The 23,506-nt window shown below is 32.8% G+C and carries 14 protein-coding genes; 2 read left to right on the top strand and 12 right to left on the bottom strand.

What is annotated here, in order from left to right:
- Nucleotides 1-346: 346 nt before the first annotated feature.
- The 9 genes from Q4Q40_RS13040 to Q4Q40_RS13000 all read right to left on the bottom strand — a co-directional run bounded on the left by Q4Q40_RS13040 (nt 347) and on the right by Q4Q40_RS13000 (nt 11,015).
- Entirely contained in the window at nt 347-2,920 is a 2,574-nt protein-coding gene (locus Q4Q40_RS13040; RefSeq protein WP_303302286.1) for a DUF6923 family protein, read from the bottom strand.
- A 404-nt stretch (nt 2,921-3,324) separates the two neighbouring features.
- Complete coding sequence (locus tag Q4Q40_RS13035; RefSeq protein WP_303302285.1) at nt 3,325-4,044, bottom strand: LytR/AlgR family response regulator transcription factor; 720 nt, start codon at nt 4,042-4,044, stop codon at nt 3,325-3,327.
- Nucleotides 4,045-4,053: 9 nt separating this feature from the next.
- Entirely contained in the window at nt 4,054-4,374 is a 321-nt protein-coding gene (locus Q4Q40_RS13030) for an Hpt domain-containing protein (RefSeq protein ID WP_303302284.1), read from the bottom strand.
- A 12-nt stretch (nt 4,375-4,386) separates the two neighbouring features.
- A complete protein-coding gene (locus Q4Q40_RS13025) occupies nt 4,387-5,436 on the bottom strand; it encodes a sensor histidine kinase (protein WP_303302283.1) in 1,050 nt (349 codons plus the stop codon).
- Entirely contained in the window at nt 5,436-6,569 is a 1,134-nt protein-coding gene (locus tag Q4Q40_RS13020) for an FIST signal transduction protein (protein WP_303302282.1), read from the bottom strand. The genes Q4Q40_RS13025 and Q4Q40_RS13020 overlap by 1 nt, the downstream gene beginning before the upstream one ends.
- A gap of 3 nt (nt 6,570-6,572) precedes the next feature.
- Nucleotides 6,573-8,162, bottom strand: coding sequence for a PAS domain-containing sensor histidine kinase (locus tag Q4Q40_RS13015; protein ID WP_303302281.1), 1,590 nt, complete (start codon nt 8,160-8,162; stop codon nt 6,573-6,575).
- A complete protein-coding gene (locus Q4Q40_RS13010; protein WP_303302280.1) occupies nt 8,162-8,701 on the bottom strand; it encodes a heme NO-binding domain-containing protein in 540 nt (179 codons plus the stop codon). The genes Q4Q40_RS13015 and Q4Q40_RS13010 overlap by 1 nt, the downstream gene beginning before the upstream one ends.
- A gap of 8 nt (nt 8,702-8,709) precedes the next feature.
- Entirely contained in the window at nt 8,710-9,123 is a 414-nt protein-coding gene (locus Q4Q40_RS13005) for a response regulator (RefSeq protein ID WP_303302495.1), read from the bottom strand.
- Between the two features lie 677 nt (nt 9,124-9,800).
- Nucleotides 9,801-11,015, bottom strand: a complete 1,215-nt coding sequence (locus tag Q4Q40_RS13000; RefSeq protein ID WP_303302279.1) for a glycoside hydrolase family 88 protein — start codon at nt 11,013-11,015, stop codon at nt 9,801-9,803.
- A gap of 605 nt (nt 11,016-11,620) precedes the next feature.
- Between Q4Q40_RS13000 and Q4Q40_RS12995 the strand changes: the two genes are divergently transcribed.
- Together Q4Q40_RS12995 and Q4Q40_RS12990 are read left to right on the top strand one after the other, a co-directional pair.
- Nucleotides 11,621-14,884, top strand: a complete 3,264-nt coding sequence (locus Q4Q40_RS12995) for a SusC/RagA family TonB-linked outer membrane protein (RefSeq protein WP_303302277.1) — start codon at nt 11,621-11,623, stop codon at nt 14,882-14,884.
- A 38-nt stretch (nt 14,885-14,922) separates the two neighbouring features.
- On the top strand, nt 14,923-16,698 hold the full coding sequence (locus tag Q4Q40_RS12990) for a RagB/SusD family nutrient uptake outer membrane protein (protein ID WP_303302276.1): 1,776 nt from the start codon (nt 14,923-14,925) through the stop codon (nt 16,696-16,698).
- Nucleotides 16,699-16,984: 286 nt separating this feature from the next.
- Here Q4Q40_RS12990 and Q4Q40_RS12985 read toward each other — a convergent pair whose 3' ends face one another.
- The 3 genes from Q4Q40_RS12985 to Q4Q40_RS12975 form a co-directional block, all read right to left on the bottom strand.
- Nucleotides 16,985-18,415, bottom strand: a complete 1,431-nt coding sequence (locus Q4Q40_RS12985; RefSeq protein WP_303302274.1) for a rubredoxin — start codon at nt 18,413-18,415, stop codon at nt 16,985-16,987.
- Nucleotides 18,415-21,936, bottom strand: coding sequence for a nitrate reductase (locus Q4Q40_RS12980; RefSeq protein ID WP_303302273.1), 3,522 nt, complete (start codon nt 21,934-21,936; stop codon nt 18,415-18,417). Before Q4Q40_RS12980 ends, Q4Q40_RS12985 begins: the two co-directional genes overlap by 1 nt.
- A 132-nt stretch (nt 21,937-22,068) precedes the next feature.
- Nucleotides 22,069-23,490, bottom strand: a complete 1,422-nt coding sequence (locus Q4Q40_RS12975) for an MFS transporter (RefSeq protein WP_303302272.1) — start codon at nt 23,488-23,490, stop codon at nt 22,069-22,071.
- Between the last annotated feature and the right edge of the window lie 16 nt (nt 23,491-23,506).

Here is a 23,506-nt window from a genome sequence, read left to right as displayed (position 1 = left end):
TCTGCTTCGTGTTTATGGTAGACATAGAAATCTCAAATACATTGAGTTTCTATTCGTATAAATTTGTGCAACCTGCCATTCGGCAGGCTGGTTCGTGTCTTAATTATCGTTTGATACTCAAGCCTTAGTTTGCAGTCGTAGTTTATATAGATTAAAGTTCTATAGGGAAAATAATTTAAAAAAGATGTGGGTACACCTTAGCAACTAGCAGGCTGGCTCGTATCAAAAAATTTTTAAAGATTGAAAAAGAAGTACACTAAAACATCTTTTTAACGTCATTCGAGATCAATAAAAAAGGCAAAAACATAATGCTTTTGCCTTTTAGGTCTAAAAATAATTGTCAATGTTACTCAATGAGCAATTTTATCGGGTCATAAGTTTTAGTATTACTCTTTATACTGCAGAAATACATTCCTAAGTTTAATCCTATTCTGCCCAATTTTATTTCATTTTTACCTTCAACAGTTTCATGTGTCGTCCTTTTCACCAAGCTTCCTAATTGATTATAAACCAATAATTCAACGCTTTCTGAGTCTTCACTTGTAAAATGTAACGTTGCATTAGATATCATAGGATTTGGAGATATAACTATTTTATCATTTAATGATTCCACTAAAACGGCTTTACTTGTTGAAAAACGTAATTGTTCTAAGGTCATTTCTTTAGTTTCTTCCTCGCCCGTTTCAGATGTCATAGTAAATATCATAGATGTTATGTCATGAGTCGTAAAATTATTACCGTTAGTAGATGTAAACTCAGAAAACGGCATACTATAGTCTTGTAATTTATCTGTTAACACAACGTCTGTTTTATATTGTGCATCCCAATTACTTATACTTTCCTTAATTAATCTTACAGTCATTGTTCCTGTTCCTTTGGCTTTAAATTGTAAGCTATTATAATTGGATACATCTACAGGATTATATTTAGGTGTTAACGCACGATAAGCCGCTATATAGTCATTAGTATTCGCTATTAGCTCTATATTACGCTCTATAGGGAAATCAGCAGCATCAAATGCTTCTTTATTTGGTACTATGTCGTAGGTAATAAGCTCTGTTCCTGAAGAAGCATCATCATACCCCCAGGGACCATCAGACATAAACAAGTCATCTGGTGTTTGTATTCCGTCTCCTATTCTAAAACCAATATCAAATAGACTCCCTGTATCTACTTCTATATTAGTAATGTAATTACCATCTAAATTCAATGTTGATGTTATATTCTCTAAAACATTAGTTTCTGTAGCTCTTAAGCCTGCATTAAAATTAATAGATTCACTCTTATTGCTATTTACAATTTGTAATTCCAACTTACCATGGTGGTATTTTCCTTTTTTAACAAATACTGTTGGAGGAGCCGAACTATTATAACTTGTTACTGGTTTTTGAATGTCTAATAATCGTACCACCTCTTCACTTAAGTGTAATAGATCATCTAATGAATTAGACCATATTTGAAAATTATAGAATGGCACATTACTTTCATATTTATCTAGATTCCAATGGCTTTCTACCTCAAAGTTATTATCACCATTAGATGGTTTTGCCGATAAACTGAGTACAAACTCCAAAGAACCATCAACATTTCTAATTAAAGCTTTTATAAAACTGTGGTCTCTTATTTCAATAGTTGATACCGAAAGTAATTCTGCTCCTAATAATCTATCACAAATGTATTTAGTATGTTCATAGACACCACTATCTGTTTTAAGAACCAGTATGGTTGCTATAGCTTTATCTTCTTTCATATAGTCTACAGAATATATATCTGTAGCATTGGTAATGTTTAACAGATCGGTTGGAGACGATTCTATAATATAATCTTCGCTTATCGTTTCTATGGGCACAAAATCGGATAATTGTAATCCTGTTTTACCTGCTTTTTTACCATACTTTGCAGATTTTACTAATCGTTTTGCTGATGCTTTATCAAACTTGTAATTATTTTTTGCTCTGTTAAAGTTTCGTTTATTAATAAGTTCTGAAAGTCTGTTGTTACTCTCTAAACCACCTTCATTACCACTAGATATAGGTGCTACTATAACTGGACAAGAAGCATACCCAGAGCATGAAGGATCTTCACAATCTACAAGGCCATCTCCATCATCATCAATGCCATTAATACAATCTTCTTGAGGTACTGGTGCCGTTGGACAACGTGCTCCGTCATTTTGAGAACTCGAAGGTCCAAAAGCAAATAAATTAGAATCTATAGCATTAGTACCATCTATATCCTGTACATTTTGAATCACATAAACGGTTCCTGTTTGATTCGCTGATACATAAAAACGACCAGATGCGTCAAAATATACAGCACCATAAGTATAATTTAAACCAGATAAAATAGGCACTTCTCCTAAGTCCTCTATAATATTAGTATCTGGGTCTATACGGTATAATTTGTTCGTGTTCTTTTCTACCGTATACAATTTATCATCTACAGCATTAAACGCCCAGTCATGGATGCTTAAACTTTGGGAAAAATCGTTTGTAGCTATATGATTTCCATAGTTTTCAGAATTCGGATTTACATCTATGGTATAGTAGGTTGTTCCCCCACCTTTTAAATAGTAAACACCTTGGGTATTTATATCACCAATGTAACGTCCACTTGTAGATAATTCATCCACATAAAAAATTAATGTTGAAAAATCTTTACCTATTCTCACTATGGATTTTGACGGATAACTTAACGATCCCCAAATAAATCCGTCTGCAGGATTGTATGCTGCTGCATTAATTGTCCCTTCGGTAATATCGGTTGCCACATTGTATGAACTTCCAGATGCTAAATCTATAGCATAAACATCGTTATACTGGAATAAATAAGCATTGTAATCGCAGTTAAATGGCTCGTCTTGTGCATTACTATGGGTAATAAATGCAAAAACGAAAACAAAAAGTAGGTTTTTATTCATGGTTTTGTTGTTTTATACTACAAGTATAAGTTATTATATGTTTTGAAACTTTAATTTTCGGTGAATGCAAGAAAAAGTGTCGACGAATTGATTGTTTTAATCGTTAAACGGTAATTATGAGACCAATAAAAAGGCAAAAACCTAAGTATTTGCCTTTAAATGACACATTATATTAATTGCATAATCACTCAATTATAAAAGGATCACTATAGTATTGTTTCAAGTCACCTCATCACTTATATTTCGCTCTGTAACAAACGGATTAGGAACATGGAATTATAATTTAGGAATCATGTCGAAATAAGGTACGATTTTGAGACATCGCATTATAAAATGAACTCTTATATGATATCTCGTCACTCATACTTTGTTCAGTCAAAAATAACGCCCTGTTGTTTTAAAGTTTACAACAAATTCAATCGTTTCATTAACTCTGGACGGTTTGAGCGACTTACTGGAATTACATCTTTTTTAATCAATACACTATTATCTTCAATATCTATGATTTTTTTAATGTTGATAATATATGAGCGATGTACTTTTAAGAATAAATCGTTAGGCAATTTATCTTCTATTTTCTTTAATGTAGAATGTACTGTATAGTTTTTGTCTTCGGTTTTTACATTGATATAATCTCCTTTAGCTTCTATAAGATAAATACTAGGAATATCTAGTTTTATTAAACGCCTGTCTATATTTATATATAAATCATTACCAGATAACGTTTCAACATCATCTGTTGCCATTGCCGTTGTTGGTACTTCTGTTTTTATTTTAGTTGATTCTGCTTTTTGAATCGCCTTTTCAAAACGCGGCAATGTAATGGGTTTTACTAAATAATCGACAATACAATCATACTCAAAAGCTTCAATAGCAAATTGAGAATCGGAGGTCGTTAAAATTATTTTAGGCAGACTTTTTAGTGTTTGAATAAAATCAAAGCCTGTAAAATCTGGCATATGAATATCTAAAAAGATAAGATCTACATCATTCTGATTTAAATATTTGATAGCTTGTAGTGCATTTTGGAATTCTTCTAAAACATTTAAACTTGGAATATTAGTACATAGTTGTGCTATAATAGCTCTGGCAGTGGATTCATCATCAATTATAATACAATTCATAAAATAAAATTATAAAGTATCTAAAAAGTTGGTCATGTTTTCAAGAATGATTTTAAACGTTTCTTTTTCCGCATCATCATGATTGTTTTTTAAATTGTTTTCATAATCTGTAGCGACCTCATAACTCTTTTCAAGCCCTAAAATACTAATTTTATGTTTAAGTTTGTGTACATTTTCCGAAGCTTCGTTAAAGTTTTTAGCTTCAATGTTTTTAAAGTATACCGCTTTTTCTTCTGGAAATTCAGCTTTAATAATAGAAATCATCTTTTCTTTAAAGGCTTTATCATCTCCAGAAAGCGTATCAATGTATGATAAATTAGGTTGCTCCATAAGCTGTGTAAGTTACTTTTTTATGGTGAAATAGAAAGTTGTTCCTTTACCTAATTGAGAGGTTAACCAAATCTTACCATCGTACAGGTCGATAATTTTCTTAACTATAGATAGTCCAATACCTGTTGATTGGGTGTTATTCTCTAATTTATGAAAGGTTTTAAAAATTTTATCGAAATAGGGAGCATCAATCCCCTTACCATTATCCTTTATATAAAACTCCCAAAAGTTTTCCTGGCTTTTTACACCAATCTCAATAAGCCCTGATGTTTTATCATTATTATTTATGGCATTATCGATTAGGTTTTGAAAGAGTTGTTGTAACCTATACTTATTCCCTATTAAAACAGGTAAGCTTCCTTTTTTCACTATAGAAATATGTTTAGGTATCTCAATAACATTCAGAATGTTATCTATAATTTTATTGAGATCTACATCATAGCTTTCTAATTGATTTTTACCAATGGTAGAATATTCTAAAATACCCGTAATAAGGGTATCCATTTTTTCTACATTATCTCTAATAAGTTTTATATTATCCTTACCACTATCGTCAAGCTTATCGTGATAATCACTATTTAACCAAGACGTTAATGCATCAATGCTTCTTAACGGGGATTTTAAATCGTGAGATACCATATGTGCATAATCACTTAACTCCTGATTTTGATGCGCTAACTCATTTAAGAGCTTTTCACGTTGCTTGTTCATCTCTACGATCTCTTTAGTTTGATTGTCTATAAAATCTATCAATTTTATACCATCTAAATCTACATTTTCCAGACTGTTATTATTTGGAAGTTCATAAAATTTAAGTGTTTCTATAACCCGCTTTAATTTATTTATAACTTCTTGTTGCGTATTCGTTTCTTGTTTTAATTGTTCGTTTGCAACAGACAACTCATCAGAACTAATAGCCATAGCCCGTTGCTGCATAACATATTGTTCGTCAAAATTATGATACGATCTATCTACAGCATCTATAAATCGCTCCAAATCTTTAGAGCCTGTCAATCCTTCTGGAAAACATTTACGTAATTGACGTTTTAGTAATGAATTCATTATTCGCTAATTAACGTTATAGTCATGGTTTGATTATGAAGTTGACAATTATTCTCACCATGAAAAGGTGCAATTTCTCCGTAAGAATAAAAGCCACAAATAGTGGTGTCTTGTCCAACAACCGCAACAACTTCTTCAATTTCTTCTTCAACACGTTGGTCTAAAACCAATTTTCTCCCAATACAACTTACTAATAATGCCAATTGAGAGGTATTGGTTCTTAGTTCTAATGCTTGTTTAGCTGCACGCTCTGAGGCATTGGCAATATTATCCACATTGGTCATCATGAGTTGTACCTTAGAGTTTTCTGGAATATCTCCAGCGAGAATCATGGCATTATCTTTTTCATTAATATTTAAAATAGTTCTAACAAAAGATTGTTTTTCTTTTAAGGATTTTACGTTAAGAGGATACAATAAGGCGGCGGCTGGTAATTCGTTAGATTTATCTCCTAAATATTTTTTATATAAATCGAGCGCTGGTTGATTGTCTAATTCATAAAGGACATTCGACTCTGATTTTGTTACCACACGCTCTGGACCAAAGGGTGTCCAACCACCATGAATAGAAAAAGAAGCTTCCAACGTCTCACCATAAAATCCTATGGCAACAATTTCTCCTGGTTTAGGGTTTTCGTTATAGGATGCTACCGTTTTTTCAAATCTGGCGGCATCACCACAAAGTCCGCCTGTAATTAAAATATTGTTTTGGATTGAGGCATTCATACCTTTGGTTAACTCACTACCATTAATAAAACTACCTTCAGACAATACAAAAATGTATTTTAATCCTTTTTCTGGAAACTGATTTACTAAATCGACTCCTGTTTTATAACTATCTAAATCTGAATTTAAAATATTACTGGTTTTAATTAAAAACTGACTTTTTTCAAATTCAATGGCTGTAACTGTAATGCTATCATCATCAACACTATTGGACGTTATATCGCCACTGGTAGAACCAAACACTAAATGTCCGTCTGGATAAAGCGCTTTCACATCTTCAAAAATAGTGTCGTCTTCTAGCATATACCTATTACCAAAAACTAAAACTAATGGTTTTTTTAGTGTTATATTTTCTGTTAAATAGTTCCAATCAGCAGTTTTGTGTTTTTTTAATTGTACCGTTTTCATCTTTTATTTTTTAAGAGTGAAGAAGAATGTAGTTCCTTCACCAGGGTTACTTTCCAACCAAATTTCTCCTTCATGCAAATCAATTATCTTTTTTACTATGGATAATCCAATGCCAGTAGAGTCTTTACTTTTATTTAAAGCATGAAATATTTTAAAAATCCTATTATGAAATTGCTTCTCTATCCCCATGCCATTATCTGCTATAGAGAACTTATAATGTGTACGAAGTGATTTAACCTGGATAGTAATGAAGCCTTTTTCTTTATCAATAAATTTAATAGCATTCCCAATTAAATTTTGAAATACTTGTTGTAGTTTCATACGTTCTCCTTTAATGGTTGGTAACGTATTTTCAATATTGATAGAAATATGATCTGGCACATAAAGAATCTTAATTAGATCTTTAACAACTTTATCCAGATCGACGTCTGTTTTCTCATTTTTTTCGGAACCTATACTCGAATAACTTAGCACATCAGATATAAGTTGTTCCATTTTCTCTAATGTCGTCTCAATTAACTCAAAATTCTGAATACTGGTAGGATCTAATTTACCTTTATTATCTTCTTTAATCCAACTAACTAAAGCATCTATACTACGTAAAGGTGATTTTAAATCGTGCGATACAACATGTGCATATTCTTTTAATTCTTCATTACTTTTAGATAAATCATTCAGTAATTTTTCTTTTTGATGTTCTAATTTTCTTATACCAGTTATATCTAAATGAACCCCTATAGAACCTACAACCTTTCCTTCTAAATTATAATTTGCAGCACCACTTACTAACCAATACCTGTCTTCTCCTAATTTGTTTCTAACCTTTATTTCATAAGAATGCGCTTCACCTCTATGGCGTTTCGAATCTTTAGTTTCAATAATTTCCGCATTTTCTTCTGTTATAAATAGTTCTTTTCCTGTTTTTCCTATTATCTCTTCTTCTGAATATCCAGACATTTTGGAAAAACTTTGATTAACCATTAATATTTTATCGTCAATACCAGTTTCAACCAAACCTAAATTCATATTAGCGATAATGTTACTATACTTTTGGCGCTCTGTTTCTAACCGATTTTTATATTTATTATCTAATGTTATATCTCTAACAATACCTTGGGCTGCTACAGGTGTTCCATTATCGTAAATAATACTGGCATTAATATGTACTAATTTCGGTTCGTTTTTCCTTGTAATAATATTTAAATGAAAATCTGTAAGTGACCCCTTTTTAAAAAGAATATTAAACGATTCTAAAACACGCTGTACCTCTTCAGGGGCTGCCATTTTTATAAGGTTGAAATTTTCTTTAGCGTGATTAAAACCTAACAAAGATACAGCAGCTTCATTCATTTTAAGAATATTGCCCAAAAGATCCATAATAACATAGGCATCTACAATGTTTTCAAAAACACCCTGTAATTGCGAGTCTTTTTTATTCAACGATGCTTCCAACTCTAAATATGATTGTTCTAACTTTTCTTTAGCATCGTATAACTCTAAAGATTTATCTTCAAGGATTTTTTCCGCCTGTTTTCTGGCAGCTTTTTCGCGGGCAAGTGCACGCTGTAGTACGTCAATTTTATCTTGACTCATTAATTTTTATTAATTATAAACTTAACTTCGGTACCGTCTTCTTTTATTTTTTCTAACTCAATCGTAGCAGCTGTGTTAAAATGTTCAAATGTTTTATTCATTAATCCCAAACCAAAATGATGCATCGCTCTACTTGATTTGTATATCATTATAATCGAATGGCCTGTTTTCTCAAGAACTTCAAATGTTGGTAGTTCTGCATCTGGATATATTTTTCTAACTTCTATATGTATATGGTTTTCAATAGATGAAATCATTTCTATAGGGTCTTTGTAGGTCTCTAGGATTTCAGGATAGCTAGTTTTTAAAACACTAAAAAAATGTTCTGCATATACCAATAGTAAATCATCGATAGATATTCCTGTATTGGTACTTAAATGATTAAGCAATTGTAACATTTCTGAAAACTTGTAGGTACCTACAGAAGTGTAAACACCACCAGATTCTAGATTAGACTTGTTTATTATTTCATCAACCATTTCTAATCCAAACTTATCTTCTACTAAATCTAAAAATTCGGTAAAAACAATACCTTTCATATTATATTTTATATTTGTTTTAACTCGTTAATACTCCAATACGCTAATATCTTTTCCATTTTAGAAACATAATCATCGTATTTCAAAGGTTTTAAAACATATCCTGCAATCCCTATTTTATAACATTCTAATAAATCATTCTGGTTATTAGAGGTTGTTAAAATAATAGTTGGTATATATTTTAAAGTGTTATCTTTTTTAAGAATATTTAAAAATTCTATGCCATTAATTTTTGGCATGTTTAAATCTAATAAAATTATGTCAGGTAATTCGTCTTTTTTTTGTAAAATTTTTAAAGCATCTTCTCCATTGTTCGCTTCAATGATAGTATGCTGAAGTTTTAAAGACGCCACAACCCTATTAAATTTCATGATTTCAATCATATCATCTTCTATAAGAAGTACTTTTAAATTATTTTTCATCATTTCCAAACTTTAATTATAATGTAAAAATAATGTAGTAAGATAAAATGAATGACCACCCTTAGCTAGATTGAAATTAAGTGTAGATGAATAACGGTTAAGTGTCGACGAATGGTTTTTTTGTATAGATTTTAACCTGTTCTTAATAAAAGGACAAGTTTATCCTTTATTAAATTTAGTATTAGATTTACAGCATAAAATAAAAAAATCTTGAAACTGATTATCCTTGCCTTTGCAGATTCTAGACAAGCTATAGTAGTATTTCGTCAGTTTTATTTTGACTTTAGAGGCAAAAACCTAATTTTTTTATTTTGTCTCACCCATAACTGTGAAAAAAGGCAGTTCTGGGTGAGGCAAAGGAGAGGCTATTAAGAAATCCTACCTGTATCTGCTACGGTGTACCGGCATCTTTTATATATTTATTAATTACTTTTAGTTCACAAATCTTATTTGATAAATTAGGAATTCATGAATCTTCAATTTCTTTGCTCATCCAAAGAAAAGTAACAAACCTGTATAGGTGTTATAACTGACTGAAAGTCTGATTCGTGTTTACGGTAGACATAGAGATCTCAAATACATTGAGATTCTATTCGTGTAAATTCGTGCAACCTGCCATTCGGCAGGCTGGTTCGTGTCTTAATTATTGTTTGATCTTCAAGCCTTAGTAACACTATTTATTTTTGGGTTTGTGCGGCATTATTTGCTGCCTCCATCTTTTTTAATCGCGTTAAAGCTTCCATATAGTAATAATCTGCATAAATTATTGGTACGTCAATTTCTGAATTCTTAGGATGATTTCCTGTAGAGTGTAATAAGAGAGCCTTACTTGTATCTCCACTAAAGTAATCTTTAGATGATAGTTTTTCTACAAAATTATTTGCTGCTTTTATATATTTTTCTTTCAATTTTTCATCTTTAACTAAACCTGTCAATTCTAGCAACCCACAAGATGTTATAGCTGCAGCTGATGCATCTTTTGGGGCATTTGGTATTTTTGGATCATCAAAATCCCAATACGGTATACCATCTTCAGGCAAACGGTTTAAAAAATGATTCGCTAGCTTTATAGAGGTATCTAAAAATTCTTGCTTTCTTGTTTCTCTATAAGCAATTGCGAAACCATAAATGCCCCATGCCTGACCTCTAGCCCACATAGATTCATCTGCATACCCTTGGTGTGTATGCCCTTTAACAAATGCTCCTGTATTACCGTCAAATTCTCCTACATGAAAAACAGCATCATCTGGTCTAACTAGATTCTTCATAGTAACTTCTGCATGGCTTACTGCAATATCATACAAACGCTTATTACCTCCATTTTTAGCTGCCCAAAAAAGCAACTCCAAATTCATCATATTATCTATTATCGTATTATGACCATACTCCTCTACCTTTACTGGCCAGGAAAGAATAGACCCAACCTTTGGATTGTAAAGTGTTGCCAAAGTATCTGCCGCAGATAGTAATACTTTTTTATATGCTTCGTTACCTGTCAATCTATAACCATTTCCATAACTACAGTATACCATAAAACCTATATCATGATCCTCTGCTGGCGAGTAGGCTATTGTTTTTATAGAAGCTGTAAAATTTTCGGCACGTTTCTTTATTGTTTCATCCCCAGAATTCTCATAAGCATACCACAAAATACCTGGCCAAAAACCACTACACCAATTTTTAACTCCTACAACTTTCCAATCTGATTTCCCTTTCGGAATATTTCTTAGAAAGCTATTTGAATCGGATATTCCTTTAAGGTTCTCTTTGGTTTTTAAAACACTTAAATCCAACATTTCTGTTGGGCTAAATACTGGTTCCTGCTTTTTGGGTGAAGCACATGCAACTATTAAAAAAACGGTCGATATTAATAATGATAATGATCTAGTCATGTCTATGGTTATATGTTTTTGGTTAAAAAGGACTTTATTCCTTTTAAATCTTTCTGAAAATTCCTGTGAATTATATCGCAAGTATAATAAAGAATGATGAATATAAAGGATAAATTATCGTTCAATAATTATAAATTATCATCCTTTTTCATTGTATTCTCACTAATTACACATCTTTTAACTCCATGGAATATAATATTTATTTATGAATCTTAATAATTAAGATATTTTTATAAGAATAATTATACAAAAAAATATTAAGCCTTCATAGATGGTAAAAAAAAATGCACATTCTTTATAATATATTCATACTAATATATTAAAAATAAACACATTACATGTATTTTCATCTTTTTAATAGCCTCATATAATCTTATCCAAAAACTATTAAATAGATGTACATTAAATTTTGGTTTTCAAAATAATATTGAGCCAAAAAACACTCTCTAAATAACATTTTAATAGAAATCATTCAATTAAAACTTATTTTTTCTTACAAAAAGAACCATAATTTACAGCTATTGAATGAAGGTTTATTATTACTTATATTCTTAATAATTACATTGTATTAACAAATTAAAACTAATCTTTTTAAATTAAAATTTATGATTAAACTAAGTCCCAGTAAGTTAATACTTAATTTTTTCGCAAGTCTATTTTGGATAATAGGTTTTCTATTTTGTGGTACATTTACACAAGTACATGCAACCACAGAAATTTCTTATCTCGAAAAACCAATTTCAAATTTAGACATTGAGCAAAATAGAACCATTTCGGGTAAGGTTATAAGTGCCGAAGACAACATGAGTGTCCCTGGAGTAAACGTCATTGTAAAAGGAACCTCCAAAGGAACAGTAACAGATTTTGATGGGAATTTTTCTATTAATGTACCATCAAATGAAAGCGTAATCATTTTTTCTTATTTAGGATATGTAACTCAAGAAATAACAGTAGGAAAAAACAATACTATTCATGTAACATTGCAAACCGATCTTGCTGCTTTAGACGAAGTTGTAGTAGTCGCATACGGAATAGCAAAAAAGGAAACACTTACAGGATCTATTGAGCAAGTAAAAGCTGAAGCTTTCGAAGATTTAGCAGTTGGTAGCACTGCTTTAGCACTTCAAGGTAGAACCCCTGGTTTGGTAATTACTCGTAATTCATCTCGTCCAGGTGATGAAGACATTAACTTTCTTGTTCGTGGGGTTAGTTCTATAAATGGAATATCTCCTCTTATTGTTATAGATGGCGTTCCAACAATAAATGATGCCTCTTTCAATGATATGAATCCAAATGACATTGAAAGTATTAGTGTTTTAAAAGGCGGGGCTGCATCTGTATATGGTTCTCGTGCTGCTGGTGGTGTTATTTTAGTTACAACCAAAAAAGGGAAAGGAGATGTTAAGATTGAAATAAGTAGTATTTTACGTGTAGGTACCATAGGGATTCGTCCACCAACACCAACAATGCAAGAATGGGGAGCCCTTTGGTTAGCAGCTACTTCTCAGGATGAAACTCCTAATTTTGGTTTTTGGCTAGGAACTGAAAATTTAGAAAGATTCGCTGCAGGAGAAGAGGGAATCTATCATTTTACTAATTTTTTAGGAGATGTATATGTAAGTGATTCCAATAGATTTGATGAAATGTTTGGAAATTCTTATTCTAACCAACATAATATAAGTGTATCGGGAGGTAGTGAAAAAAGTAATTTCCGTATGGCTGCAGGTTACGACGAAAATGTTGGTGGTTTAAAGGTTGCAGATGATAGTAGAGATAGATATAATTTCTCATTAAATTATGGTGTTAATGTAAGCGAGAGGTTAAAATTAAGCACAAACATATCTTACTTTCATACGTCTTTTTCTGGGCCATCAGGTGGTTTAGATAGAGAAGCTACAACCATTGATCCACCAATATTTGCCTCGAAAAATCAATTCGGTCAATGGTATGCAAATTTCGGGGGTAATATTGCTGGAGGTAGAAATGCTGTTGCAAGAGTTATAGATGGGGGTCGAGAGAATAATATAGACAAACAGTTAAGATTAACAACATCAATAGAATATAAATTAACCGATAATTTAAATATTACAGGGTCTTACTCTTATAGCGATCAAGATTCAGAAGATCAGATATACCATTTAACTGTTCCAACATATAATTGGTTTGGAGATGTAGCTCCAGCCCAGATAAATGGCACATCATATATTCAAGAAACAACAGATAGAATTACTTATAAAAACTATAAAGCATCTTTAAATTATAGTAATAATATTGGCAATCATAACCTCTCTGGTTTATTAGCAATAGAAGCCGATAGAAATACAAATAAAAGACTCAGAGCTAGAAGAAATGGTTTTGTTGATTATGGGGTTTACGATCTAGCCATAGGATCTGAAGATTTAGCAGTTACAACCTTCGGAGGAGGTAACACATGGGGCTTTTTTGGCTATATAGGACGTATAAATTACGACTACAAGGGTAAATATTTATTAGAATTACAAGGGAGACGAGATGGTTCTTCTAGATTTGCTAAAGGACAAAAATGGTCTAATTACGGTAATGTGTCTACTGGTTGGGTTTTAAGCTCCGAAAATTTCTTAAAAAATAGCAATGTCGTGTCGTTTTTAAAAATACGTGGTGGTTATGGTGAATTAGGAAGTACGGCTGGTATTGATGAATTTGGATATTTATCGACCGTTGCCCTTAATACGATCCCTAACATTGACTCTATAAAATCCAGAATTACTGTTTTTGGTGCTACTGCAGCGCAACAAGGAAATTCTTCAGGAAGCAATTTATTTAGCACTACAACGACATGGGAACGTATTGTTTCTAAAGAAATTGGTGTCGACTTTAAATTATTCAACAATAAAGTATTTGGTGCAATCGATTTTTTTAATAAGAAGAATATCGGCATGCTTATACAAAGGCAAATCCCTGCTACCATTGCACCTTTAGCTCCATATACAAATTCAGGTACATTAGAATCTAAAGGATGGGAAGTTGTTTTAGGATATGCGAATACATTTGGTGATTTCAATGTTAGCGTTAGTGCTAATATGAGTGATAGCAGAAACAAAGTAACTTCATTTTTCTCTGAAGATAATTTTGGCGGGGTACCAGTAGCGGGGCTTAATGCTGCAGATGATTCTGAAATAATTGAAGGCAAACCTATTAACTCGTTTTATATGTGGGAAACTGATGGTTTTTTCGCAAACCAAGCAGAAGTTGATACCTATTATAGTAGTCTTAAACCAGGAGGCGAATTACCTTCGCAAACTTCAACAGGTGCATTACGCCCAGGAGACACTCGTGTTGTAGACACTAATAAGGATGGTACAATTGATAGTGAAGATTTAACTTACCAAGGAGATGCTTTACCTCATCATGTTTATGGGTTCAATTTTGATATAAAATATAAGAGTTTTGATTTTAGTGCATTTTTTCAAGGGGCTTTAAATCATAAAATATTAAGAACAGGTTTTTTTGCATCACCCTTTCAACAAGTATGGCAAAACCAGTCTAATACATGGTTAGGTAGAACTTGGACCGAAGATAATCCCAATGCAGAATTCCCTAGGTTGACTACTATTAGTCCTTTAGCTGCTTGGAACTATACAAATAAAGATTTCATGTTACAAAACAACAGATATATTAGATTAAAATCTCTTATTCTTGGTTATAATATAAAAGACCTCAAAATGGGGAATACGCTAATAAATACACTACGTATTTATTTCTCAGGAAATGATTTATTCGAGTGGAGTCAAGTAAAAGACGGATGGGATCCAGAATCAAGGGCAGACACCAATGCGAGTGCATATCCATTTATGCGTACTTGGGCACTAGGTGTAAAAGTATCCCTATAACTAACATTATAGTTCTTTAATAATTAAAAAATATAGAAATGAAAAAAATAATATATATAATATTACCTAGCATCCTATTGCTATTTGCATCTTGTGCAGACGAATTTATAGATTTAACTCCACCTGCAGAAATAACGAATGAGGTTTACTACAACGAACCAGAACACTTTTTAACGGGCTCTAACACGTTCTATACTGGTTTGATCCAATGGAAAGGTAATATGGGATATCTTATGGATCATGGTTCCGATTTAACTGGTTTGAAAGAAAATTCTGATGAACAAAAATATAGTAGAGGAGATTTGGTTGCCTCCGAAACTGATGATTTTTATAATAATACTTACACATCCATTAGAGATATAAACCTATTAATAGAAAGAGCAGAAAGTTATGCTGGAGATCCAAATGATATCGCAGAGTATGTAGCAGTCTCTTATTTTTTTAGAGCTTATCAACATTTCTTTTTAGTACAACGATTTGGCGGTGTTCCTTTAATAACAAAATCATTACTGGTTGATTCTGAAGAAGGATATGCCCCTCGTAATAGTAGATATGAAGTTGTTGCCCAGGTTTTATCTGACTTAGATGTGGCTATAGCTGGTTTACCTACAGAACAAAACATTGCTTCTAATGATAAAGGTAAAATTAGTAAATGGGCGGCTATGGCATTTAAAGCAGAAGTTTTGTTGCATGAAGCCACATGGATGAAATATGTAGGAACAAGTACAGATGGTGATGGTGTTTCTTCTGGAGCGGGAAGTGCAGGGTTTAATGATTCTAATATTGATTTGTATTTACAAGAAGTCATTACCTTAACAAAAACGGTTATGGATCAAGGTGGTTTTGAGCTTTGGAATTATAATGATGTTCTTGATAATATGAGTTCTTATTTCTTATTTATGCTAGAGGATAGCGGATCAAACCCAGCTGGATTAGACAAAACATCAAATAAAGAGTATATCTTTTATGGTAAGTATGATGCTACTTTAAAACCAGGTGATGCTTTATTTAGTCACACTGCGGTAGGTAGATTAAAACCTAGTAGAAAAATGTTAGATATGCTTTTATGCATAGATGGATTACCTATTGATCAATCGCCATTATTTCAAGGTTATGTAAACGTGTCTGATGAGTTCCAAAATAGAGATTATAGAATGAGAGCTTATTTTACTGATAATGCTACCCATGAAATCCCTGTAGATGGCACGGTACTTTTAAAAGGTGAAAATGATTTTGGATCCTTTAATTCAAAATTTGTTTCATGGAATTGGCCTGTATATAGAGCATCCCATGAAGAATCTCCAGATTTACCCTATATACGTTTAGCAGAAGTGTATTTAATGTATGCTGAAGCTTTATACGAACTAAATGGTAGTCTAACTGATGCACAAATGAATGAATCTATTAACTTAGTTAAAGCTAGAGCAGGATTACCAGCTATTAGTAATGCGTTTTTGGCAACTAATAACATGAACATTGAAACAGAAATTAGAAGAGAGCGCACTATTGAACTTTTTGCAGAGACTTCAAGGTATAATGATTTAAGACGTTGGGGTATTGCAGAAGAAGAATTAAGTGCGGATATATTTGGTGCTGTTATAGAAGGTACTGCTTATCAAGATAACGATGCTCTTTATACACCTAGTTCTTATGCTTTTGGAGAAAAAACCACGAAAACAGGTGTTGGCGATAGAAGATGTTTATTACTTGAGAAAGGGGAGGTTCGCAATTTTACTAGAGAAGATTATTTATACCCGTTACCTATTGTAGAACTAAATTTAAATCAAAACTTACTACAAAACCCTGGCTATTAAACAAATAGATATAACAGAATTATTCTAGTTATTTTTGCTTTAGTTTTTTTAACAGCTGTAGATAATTTCTGCAGCTGTTCTTTTTATGGCATAAATGCTAACTAAACCATACCATAGACAGAAAGTCATCTTATAATTATGGGAAGTAATGATCTTTCGATTTTAACCTGTCCTGAGCCGAGTAGAAAGACTCAAAGCGACATGTAACACTATTAGTGAGTTTATTGTTATAAATATGCTTGCATTAAATCGAACCCTGTTTTAATCAAACTCACGTCTATATTAATTATTTAACTAATATCTTTTTCCTAAAACTACTTTTGGGAGCTTCACATAGGGAACATTCATAAGTATCAGAAAGGTTTTCAAAAGATGTTTTTGGTGGAATTTGTTGCGTGATATCTCCATAAACTTCGTTGTAAATGGTTAAGCAATCCTGACATTGATATACTTCTTCTTCAATTTTATCTGAGACCACTTCAGCTGCTTTTTCTTCTTCTCGTTCTGTTCCTAATTGTTCAAAATACAACTGACTTAATTCCATTAACAACCCTGGTAATTCCACTTTATCAACATCCTGTACATGCATGATGTATTTGCGTGTATTAGGATCGAAATCCTTAGCGTACAATAAATTATAGGTATCTCTTATCTTAAAATCTCCAATAGCTTCAGGTTGCTTATTTTTTTCGATAACGATGGAAGTAAAATTATAAGTATCGCTCTTGTAACTCGTAATTCCAAAAGTTAGTCCGTAAGTACTAATATCATTTTGATCAAAGTTAGTAACCAGATATTTTTTTAAGTTCAAGGCATCAGGATCGTTTACTGGAATATGCCAATTCATCTCTAACATAGAATGACGCACATTAATACCAAATTTACCCAAAAGTTTTTCCCACTGAAGTTTCGCCTTTAACGGAATCCCTTTTACTATAAAAGATTTCCAGGGTGTGATTGAAATCTTACCTAATTTATTCTCAAAGCACAAGTCGCACATCGCTTTTAAGAAATCTAAATCATAACGATTATTTCTCCAATATAAACCCAACCAATATCTATCAGTTCCAATACGATTCATACCTTCATAATACGGAAATGGGTAAAAAGGAACTTCTAAAGGCTTATCTACCGTTCTGTTATTGGTATCGACAGAATCACTTACCAATTCAAAAACGGTTTCGATAGTTTCTGGTTCTTCTTGTAAAATATCTTCTATAGCCAGTTCTATCTTATCCATATCCCAGCTATATATTAATGCTGGATACATTTGTGTTTTTTTCCAACCAGGAAGCCTAATATATAAATACCAATAATCTTCATGCTCTGAAGCTATAAAATTAATATTTCCTGTAAATAAGGGGACTAAACGTTGTTTTGGGTCTGTAACATTAACTCTTAAACTCAGTTTATGCTTAAACTGTTCTATAATATATAAATACCGATCGCTGGTAAGCCATGAGGTACTAGGTAATATATCTGCCGAAACATAAGAAGATGTTATATTTTCAACACGATCTCGTTTGGGTTTTACAAATTGCACTTTATCAAACTGATCGAACTTACTTTCATCTATTTCCTCAGGGAAAATAATATCCTGCCTAGAACCAAATGATATGGCATCTAAACCTAAGCCTTCAGCAGCTTCACAAATGTATTTTAATTCTCCAGGAGATAATACGCCTCCATTTATTCTTAATCTGTAGCGTTCTTCCATTATGCTAATACTTTTGAATTATGAAGTATGTCTCTAACTTCAGTTTTACAGCTCCCACATCCTAAACCTGCTCCTGTTTTACTGCAAAGCTCAGTAAAATTAGTACATCCACTTGCTATAGCTTCTTCTATATTACCTTCTCCTACCTGACTACAAGAGCATATTAATTTTCCTAAAACGGGTTTATCATTGGATGAACCGCGAAGTAATGTATTTCGCTTATCAGACATCTCAATCTTACTCTCAATCATCGTTTTAAATTCGGCAAATTCATTCTTATCGCCCATTAAAACAGCACCGACTAGCAAATCATCTTTAACAATACACTTTTTGTAATAACGCTTGGAAATATCTGTAAAGATCACTTCTTCGTATGTATCGTCATTTTCTGGTACTTCTATATTTCCAATGCTGCATAAGTTAAGATTGTTGAATTTTAAAATATTCATAAGCACCGATCCATGGTAAGAGCAACTAATATCTCCTGCTATGTAATTTGCCAAAATAGTGGCTTGTTCCTCTGCTGCCGATGTAATACCGAACAATTGATTTTTAAATTCTGCAATCTCACCAATAGCAAATATATCTGGATGCGACGATTGCAAATGCTGATTAACTCTAACACCACGACTGCAAAGAATGCCATTTTCTCTGGCAATCTCTATGTTAGGAATTGTTCCAATAGCATAAACAATAGCATTCGCTGTAATTAACTTACCACTTTTTAAATTGATATTAAGTTCCCCAGTCTCATCATCATCAAATACCGTACTAACCTCATTATCAAAGTATATTTGAATACCTCGCTCTTGCACATCTAAAGCTAATAACTTACTGGATACTTTGTCTAACTGACGTTCCATAAGCCTAGAGGCTCGTTGAACAATCGTGATTTTTACATTTTTATGCTTTAAAGCTGCCGCTAACTCTAAACCAAGCAATCCGCCCCCAACAATAACAACATGTTGTTCTTCTGGAGGTAAATTAGTAGCATCTAAATACGCTTTAAACCTATCGGCGTCAATTTTATTTCGCATGGTAAAACGTCCTGGTAAATCTATCTTGGCATCTTTAGGAATAAAAGCGCGACTTCCCGTAGCAAGAATGAGTTTATCGAATGTATGTGTCTCACCATTACTATCTGTAACTTCTTTCTTCTCTTTATCTATACTAGAAATAAACGTTTCTGGATGAAGTTTTACTTGAAGTTTATTCAGCTCAATAGCCTTAATTTTTAATAACTGCTTCCAAGTTAACTCTTCGGTAACATACTCTGGAAGTAACACTCTATTATAAAACAGATTAGGTTCTTTTGAGAATACATGTATATCGTCTACCTCATTATGCTCTCTATAATTTTGAATAAATCTAAACGCTGCGGCTCCTGCTCCAACAATTATAATTTTCTCTACTGGTTTCTTATATTTTTGAACCGAAACACAGGTAAATTTAAAATCTGGCTCTTTAGATATGGGATCTATAGCCGTATTCGTTAAATTATTGGCTCTATTTAAATCATTCTGCAACTGTTTTCCCCAATGCATTGGTAAAAACACGACACCTTTTTTAATAGCTTCCGTAACTTTTGCGCGTACTCTAACCACACCATTACTACTCTTAATTTCGGTAATATCGCCCTCTTTAATTTTATTTAAGTAGGCATCAACAGGATTAATTTCTAAAACAGGCGTTGGATAATGTGTTTTTAACCTAGATACTTTACTCGTTTTAGTCATGGTATGCCATTGATCCCTAATACGTCCTGTAGTAAGAATCAAAGGAAATTCCTCAGTTGGTTTTGATGATGTGTTCTCTATCCTGGTAGGCGTATTGAATATGGCTTTTTTTGAAGGCGTATAAAACTCCTTATTTTCAAAAAGTCTGGGCGTTCCAGGATGTCTATGTTCTGGTACTGGCCATTGAAAAGTGCCTTCGTTTTTAAGCCTGTCGTAATTTAAAAACGATACATCTATATTGGTACCTTTAGTCATAGCGGTATATTCACTATAAATCTCTTCGGCACTGTTGTAATTAAATCCACGGAAACCCATTTTTTGTGCAAAATCACAAAGAATTTCTACATCTGGTCTTGCTTCTCCTGGGGCGTCTATTTCCTTTGGTAAATATGAAATACGACGCTCAGAATTTGTCATCGTCCCCTCCTTCTCTAACCATCCTGCAGCTGGAAGCACTAAATCGGCATACTCTAATGTATCTGCTTTATGCGAAATATCTTGAACAACAACAAATTTAGCCTGCTTCATGGCACGCTCTATTTGATGTGTATTTGGCATACTCACTAACGGATTGGTACAAATAATCCAAACCGCTTTTAATTTCCCACTTTCCAACGCATCAAACATTTCGGTAGCTGTTAACCCTGGTTTCGGAGATATTTTATCAACACCCCAAAACTGAGCCACCTCTCGCCTATGCTCTTCATTCATTAAATCTTTATGAACAGCTAATAGATTAGCCATACCTCCTACTTCGCGCCCTCCCATAGCATTGGGTTGACCTGTAAGTGAAAAAGGCCCTGATCCTGGCTTACCAACCTGACCTGTTATTAATGACAAATTTAAAAGGGATACATTTTTGTTGGTTCCTATAACACTTTGGTTAAGTCCCATAGCCCACATGCTAATAAACCCTTTTGATTGTCCAATAATATCGGCCGCCTTTTTAATATCTTTTTCAGGAACGCCACATAATTTTGAAGCTTGCCTTATCGAAGTTTTAAATATGAGGTCTTTGTAATCTTTAAAACCTTCGGTATAATTTTTTATAAAATTTTTATCAATCAAACCACGTTCGAACAAACGCCTTCCAATGGCATTGTAAAGAATAATATCGGTACCTGGTAGTAATTGAAGATGTAAGTCTGCAAAACTAGCGGAATCTGTTTTACGAGGATCAATAACTATTATTTGAACTTCTGGATTTTCCTCTTTACGCTTTTCAATTCGTCTAAAAAGAATAGGATGGCACCATGCTGGGTTAGCACCAGTAATAAGAAAACAATCTGCTAATTCTATATCTTCATACGAAATTGGCACACTATCTTCTCCAAATGTTTTTTTATAGCCAACAACAGCAGAACTCATACACAAACGTGAGTTTGTATCTATATTATTAGTTCCTAAAAACCCTTTTGTAAGCTTATTGGCAATGTAATATTCTTCGGTAAGGCTTTGTCCAGACACATAAAACCCGACGCTATCGGAACCATACTTTTTTATAATCGATTTAAAAACACTACTTGCTCTATCTAAAGCATCATCCCAACTCACACGCTCACGTGGGTGTGATCTGCTCCATCGCATTTCTGGATATAAAATTCTGTCTGAAGTATCATTTACAACATAGTGTAAATTCATGCCTTTAGAACAAAGCATACCTTTGTTTACTGGATGATCCTTATCCCCTTCAACAAAAACCTTATTATTGATGTCTTTCTTTACAATAATACCACATCCAACACCACAATAAGAGCATGTTGTTTTTACTTCATTTTTGACCATTTACCACAACATTTTATACTAATTAAGAAAATAAAACAATACGATGCAACCTCTATTTCAATTATTCTGAATACTATAAAAATCAATACTGATATTCATAAATTGATAATTTTTGGTTCCCGTTTTTTTCAATTAGTTATTAGCAGTTGCTAATTTTCCTAGAGATTGTTTTAATTCTGTATCAGCTATTTTTTCATCTTCGTTAGAAAATTTAATGGCTAATGCCACAATTCCCGTTACGACTACTATAAAACCAATTATTAAATACCCTTGAGAGACGGCTGCAGAAGATGCTGCTGCCTGTGCACTATTTATAATATCTTCGCCTAAACCTTCATTGGCTGCAATAGCGGCTTTTTCTGCTACAGAAGATTTAGATTTAAGTAATATTGCTGCTAAAAAAGCACCTACATTTCCGCCTGCTCCTACGATACCCGATACAGAACCAATCGCTTTTTTATTTATAAATGGTACTACCGAAAACGTGGCGCCTTCTGCCATTTGAACCGATAAGCTAAATAGAATTAAAAAGACAAAACCAATAACAATGCTGGTTGTTAACGAAAATGAAACGAGTATGATACCTTGTAATGTTAATATGAATGACAGGAATAATACACGACCTCTCAATCCTTTTAGTTTCCCGAATTTATCACCAAAGAAACCACCCAAAGTACGCGCAAATATATTCATTAAGGCAAACGACAAAACAATGTTACCTGCCGTAATCCGCTCTAATTGAAAGGTGTTTTGAAGATAATCGTCCATAGTTCCATAAACCGTAAGTTCAATACCAAAACTCGCTGCGTAAACCACAAAAAGTATCCAAATTCTATAATCTTTAAGCACTTTTAAAAAACCAATTTGGTCTTTTTTGGTGGTAACCATTTTACCTGCTTCTCTTAATTCTTTGATGTTTCCTTCTGGTGTATCCTGAGTAAAAAGATAATATAGAATCCCCATAAAAAAACAAATAGTACCAGCAATAACCATTGAATACCTCCAAGCCTCTCCTTCTGCTATGCCAAAACTTACAACCATAGCAGCAATTAAGGGCATTCCTAAACGATTAGCGCCTCCTCCTAGATTACCCCAACCAGCAGACGTTGCATTTGCTGTACCAACAATATTAGGAGCAAACATTAAAGAGGTATGTACTTGGGTGATAACAAATGAAGCACCTATAAAACCAATGAATAATCTACATATTAAAAATTGAAGTGGTGTTTGCACCAATCCACATAAAACAACTGGAATAGCGCCTAAAACCAGTAACCAGGTATAACATATACGGGGTCCATATTTATCGCATAATTTACCAATAAGTAAACGTGCAAACACCGTTCCTGAAACGGCTAAAATGATGGAGTTCCATTTTTGGTCTGGTGTTAAACCTAACTCTTTAACAACATCTGGCATAAATGGAACAATACCAAACCATGCGAAGAAACACATAAAAAAAGATATAGATGTGATCCAAAAAGTACGAATGGACACATTTTTAAAATTCAATAAATTTAAGTTTGTAGACTTAGTTGGTGTTGAACTGTTCATAATTAAGTATTTTTAT

The organism is Flavivirga jejuensis (assembly GCF_030540765.1).
GTDB classification, from domain to species: Bacteria; Bacteroidota; Bacteroidia; order Flavobacteriales; family Flavobacteriaceae; genus Flavivirga; species Flavivirga jejuensis.
This window is presented reverse-complemented; position numbering and strand designations above follow the sequence as displayed.

Coding starts and splice junctions, on each gene's coding strand:
- Q4Q40_RS13005 (WP_303302495.1), bottom strand. CDS start 9,123: ATGAAAAATAATTTAAAAGTACTTCTTATAGAAGATGATATGATTGAA.
- Q4Q40_RS13040 (WP_303302286.1), bottom strand. CDS start 2,920: ATGAATAAAAACCTACTTTTTGTTTTCGTTTTTGCATTTATTACCCAT.
- Q4Q40_RS13010 (WP_303302280.1), bottom strand. CDS start 8,701: ATGAAAGGTATTGTTTTTACCGAATTTTTAGATTTAGTAGAAGATAAG.
- Q4Q40_RS13030 (WP_303302284.1), bottom strand. CDS start 4,374: ATGGAGCAACCTAATTTATCATACATTGATACGCTTTCTGGAGATGAT.
- Q4Q40_RS13025 (WP_303302283.1), bottom strand. CDS start 5,436: ATGAATTCATTACTAAAACGTCAATTACGTAAATGTTTTCCAGAAGGA.
- Q4Q40_RS13020 (WP_303302282.1), bottom strand. CDS start 6,569: ATGAAAACGGTACAATTAAAAAAACACAAAACTGCTGATTGGAACTAT.
- Q4Q40_RS12985 (WP_303302274.1), bottom strand. CDS start 18,415: ATGGAAGAACGCTACAGATTAAGAATAAATGGAGGCGTATTATCTCCT.
- Q4Q40_RS13000 (WP_303302279.1), bottom strand. CDS start 11,015: ATGACTAGATCATTATCATTATTAATATCGACCGTTTTTTTAATAGTT.
- Q4Q40_RS13035 (WP_303302285.1), bottom strand. CDS start 4,044: ATGAATTGTATTATAATTGATGATGAATCCACTGCCAGAGCTATTATA.
- Q4Q40_RS12975 (WP_303302272.1), bottom strand. CDS start 23,490: ATGAACAGTTCAACACCAACTAAGTCTACAAACTTAAATTTATTGAAT.
- Q4Q40_RS12990 (WP_303302276.1), top strand. CDS start 14,923: ATGAAAAAAATAATATATATAATATTACCTAGCATCCTATTGCTATTT.
- Q4Q40_RS12995 (WP_303302277.1), top strand. CDS start 11,621: ATGATTAAACTAAGTCCCAGTAAGTTAATACTTAATTTTTTCGCAAGT.
- Q4Q40_RS13015 (WP_303302281.1), bottom strand. CDS start 8,162: ATGAGTCAAGATAAAATTGACGTACTACAGCGTGCACTTGCCCGCGAA.
- Q4Q40_RS12980 (WP_303302273.1), bottom strand. CDS start 21,936: ATGGTCAAAAATGAAGTAAAAACAACATGCTCTTATTGTGGTGTTGGA.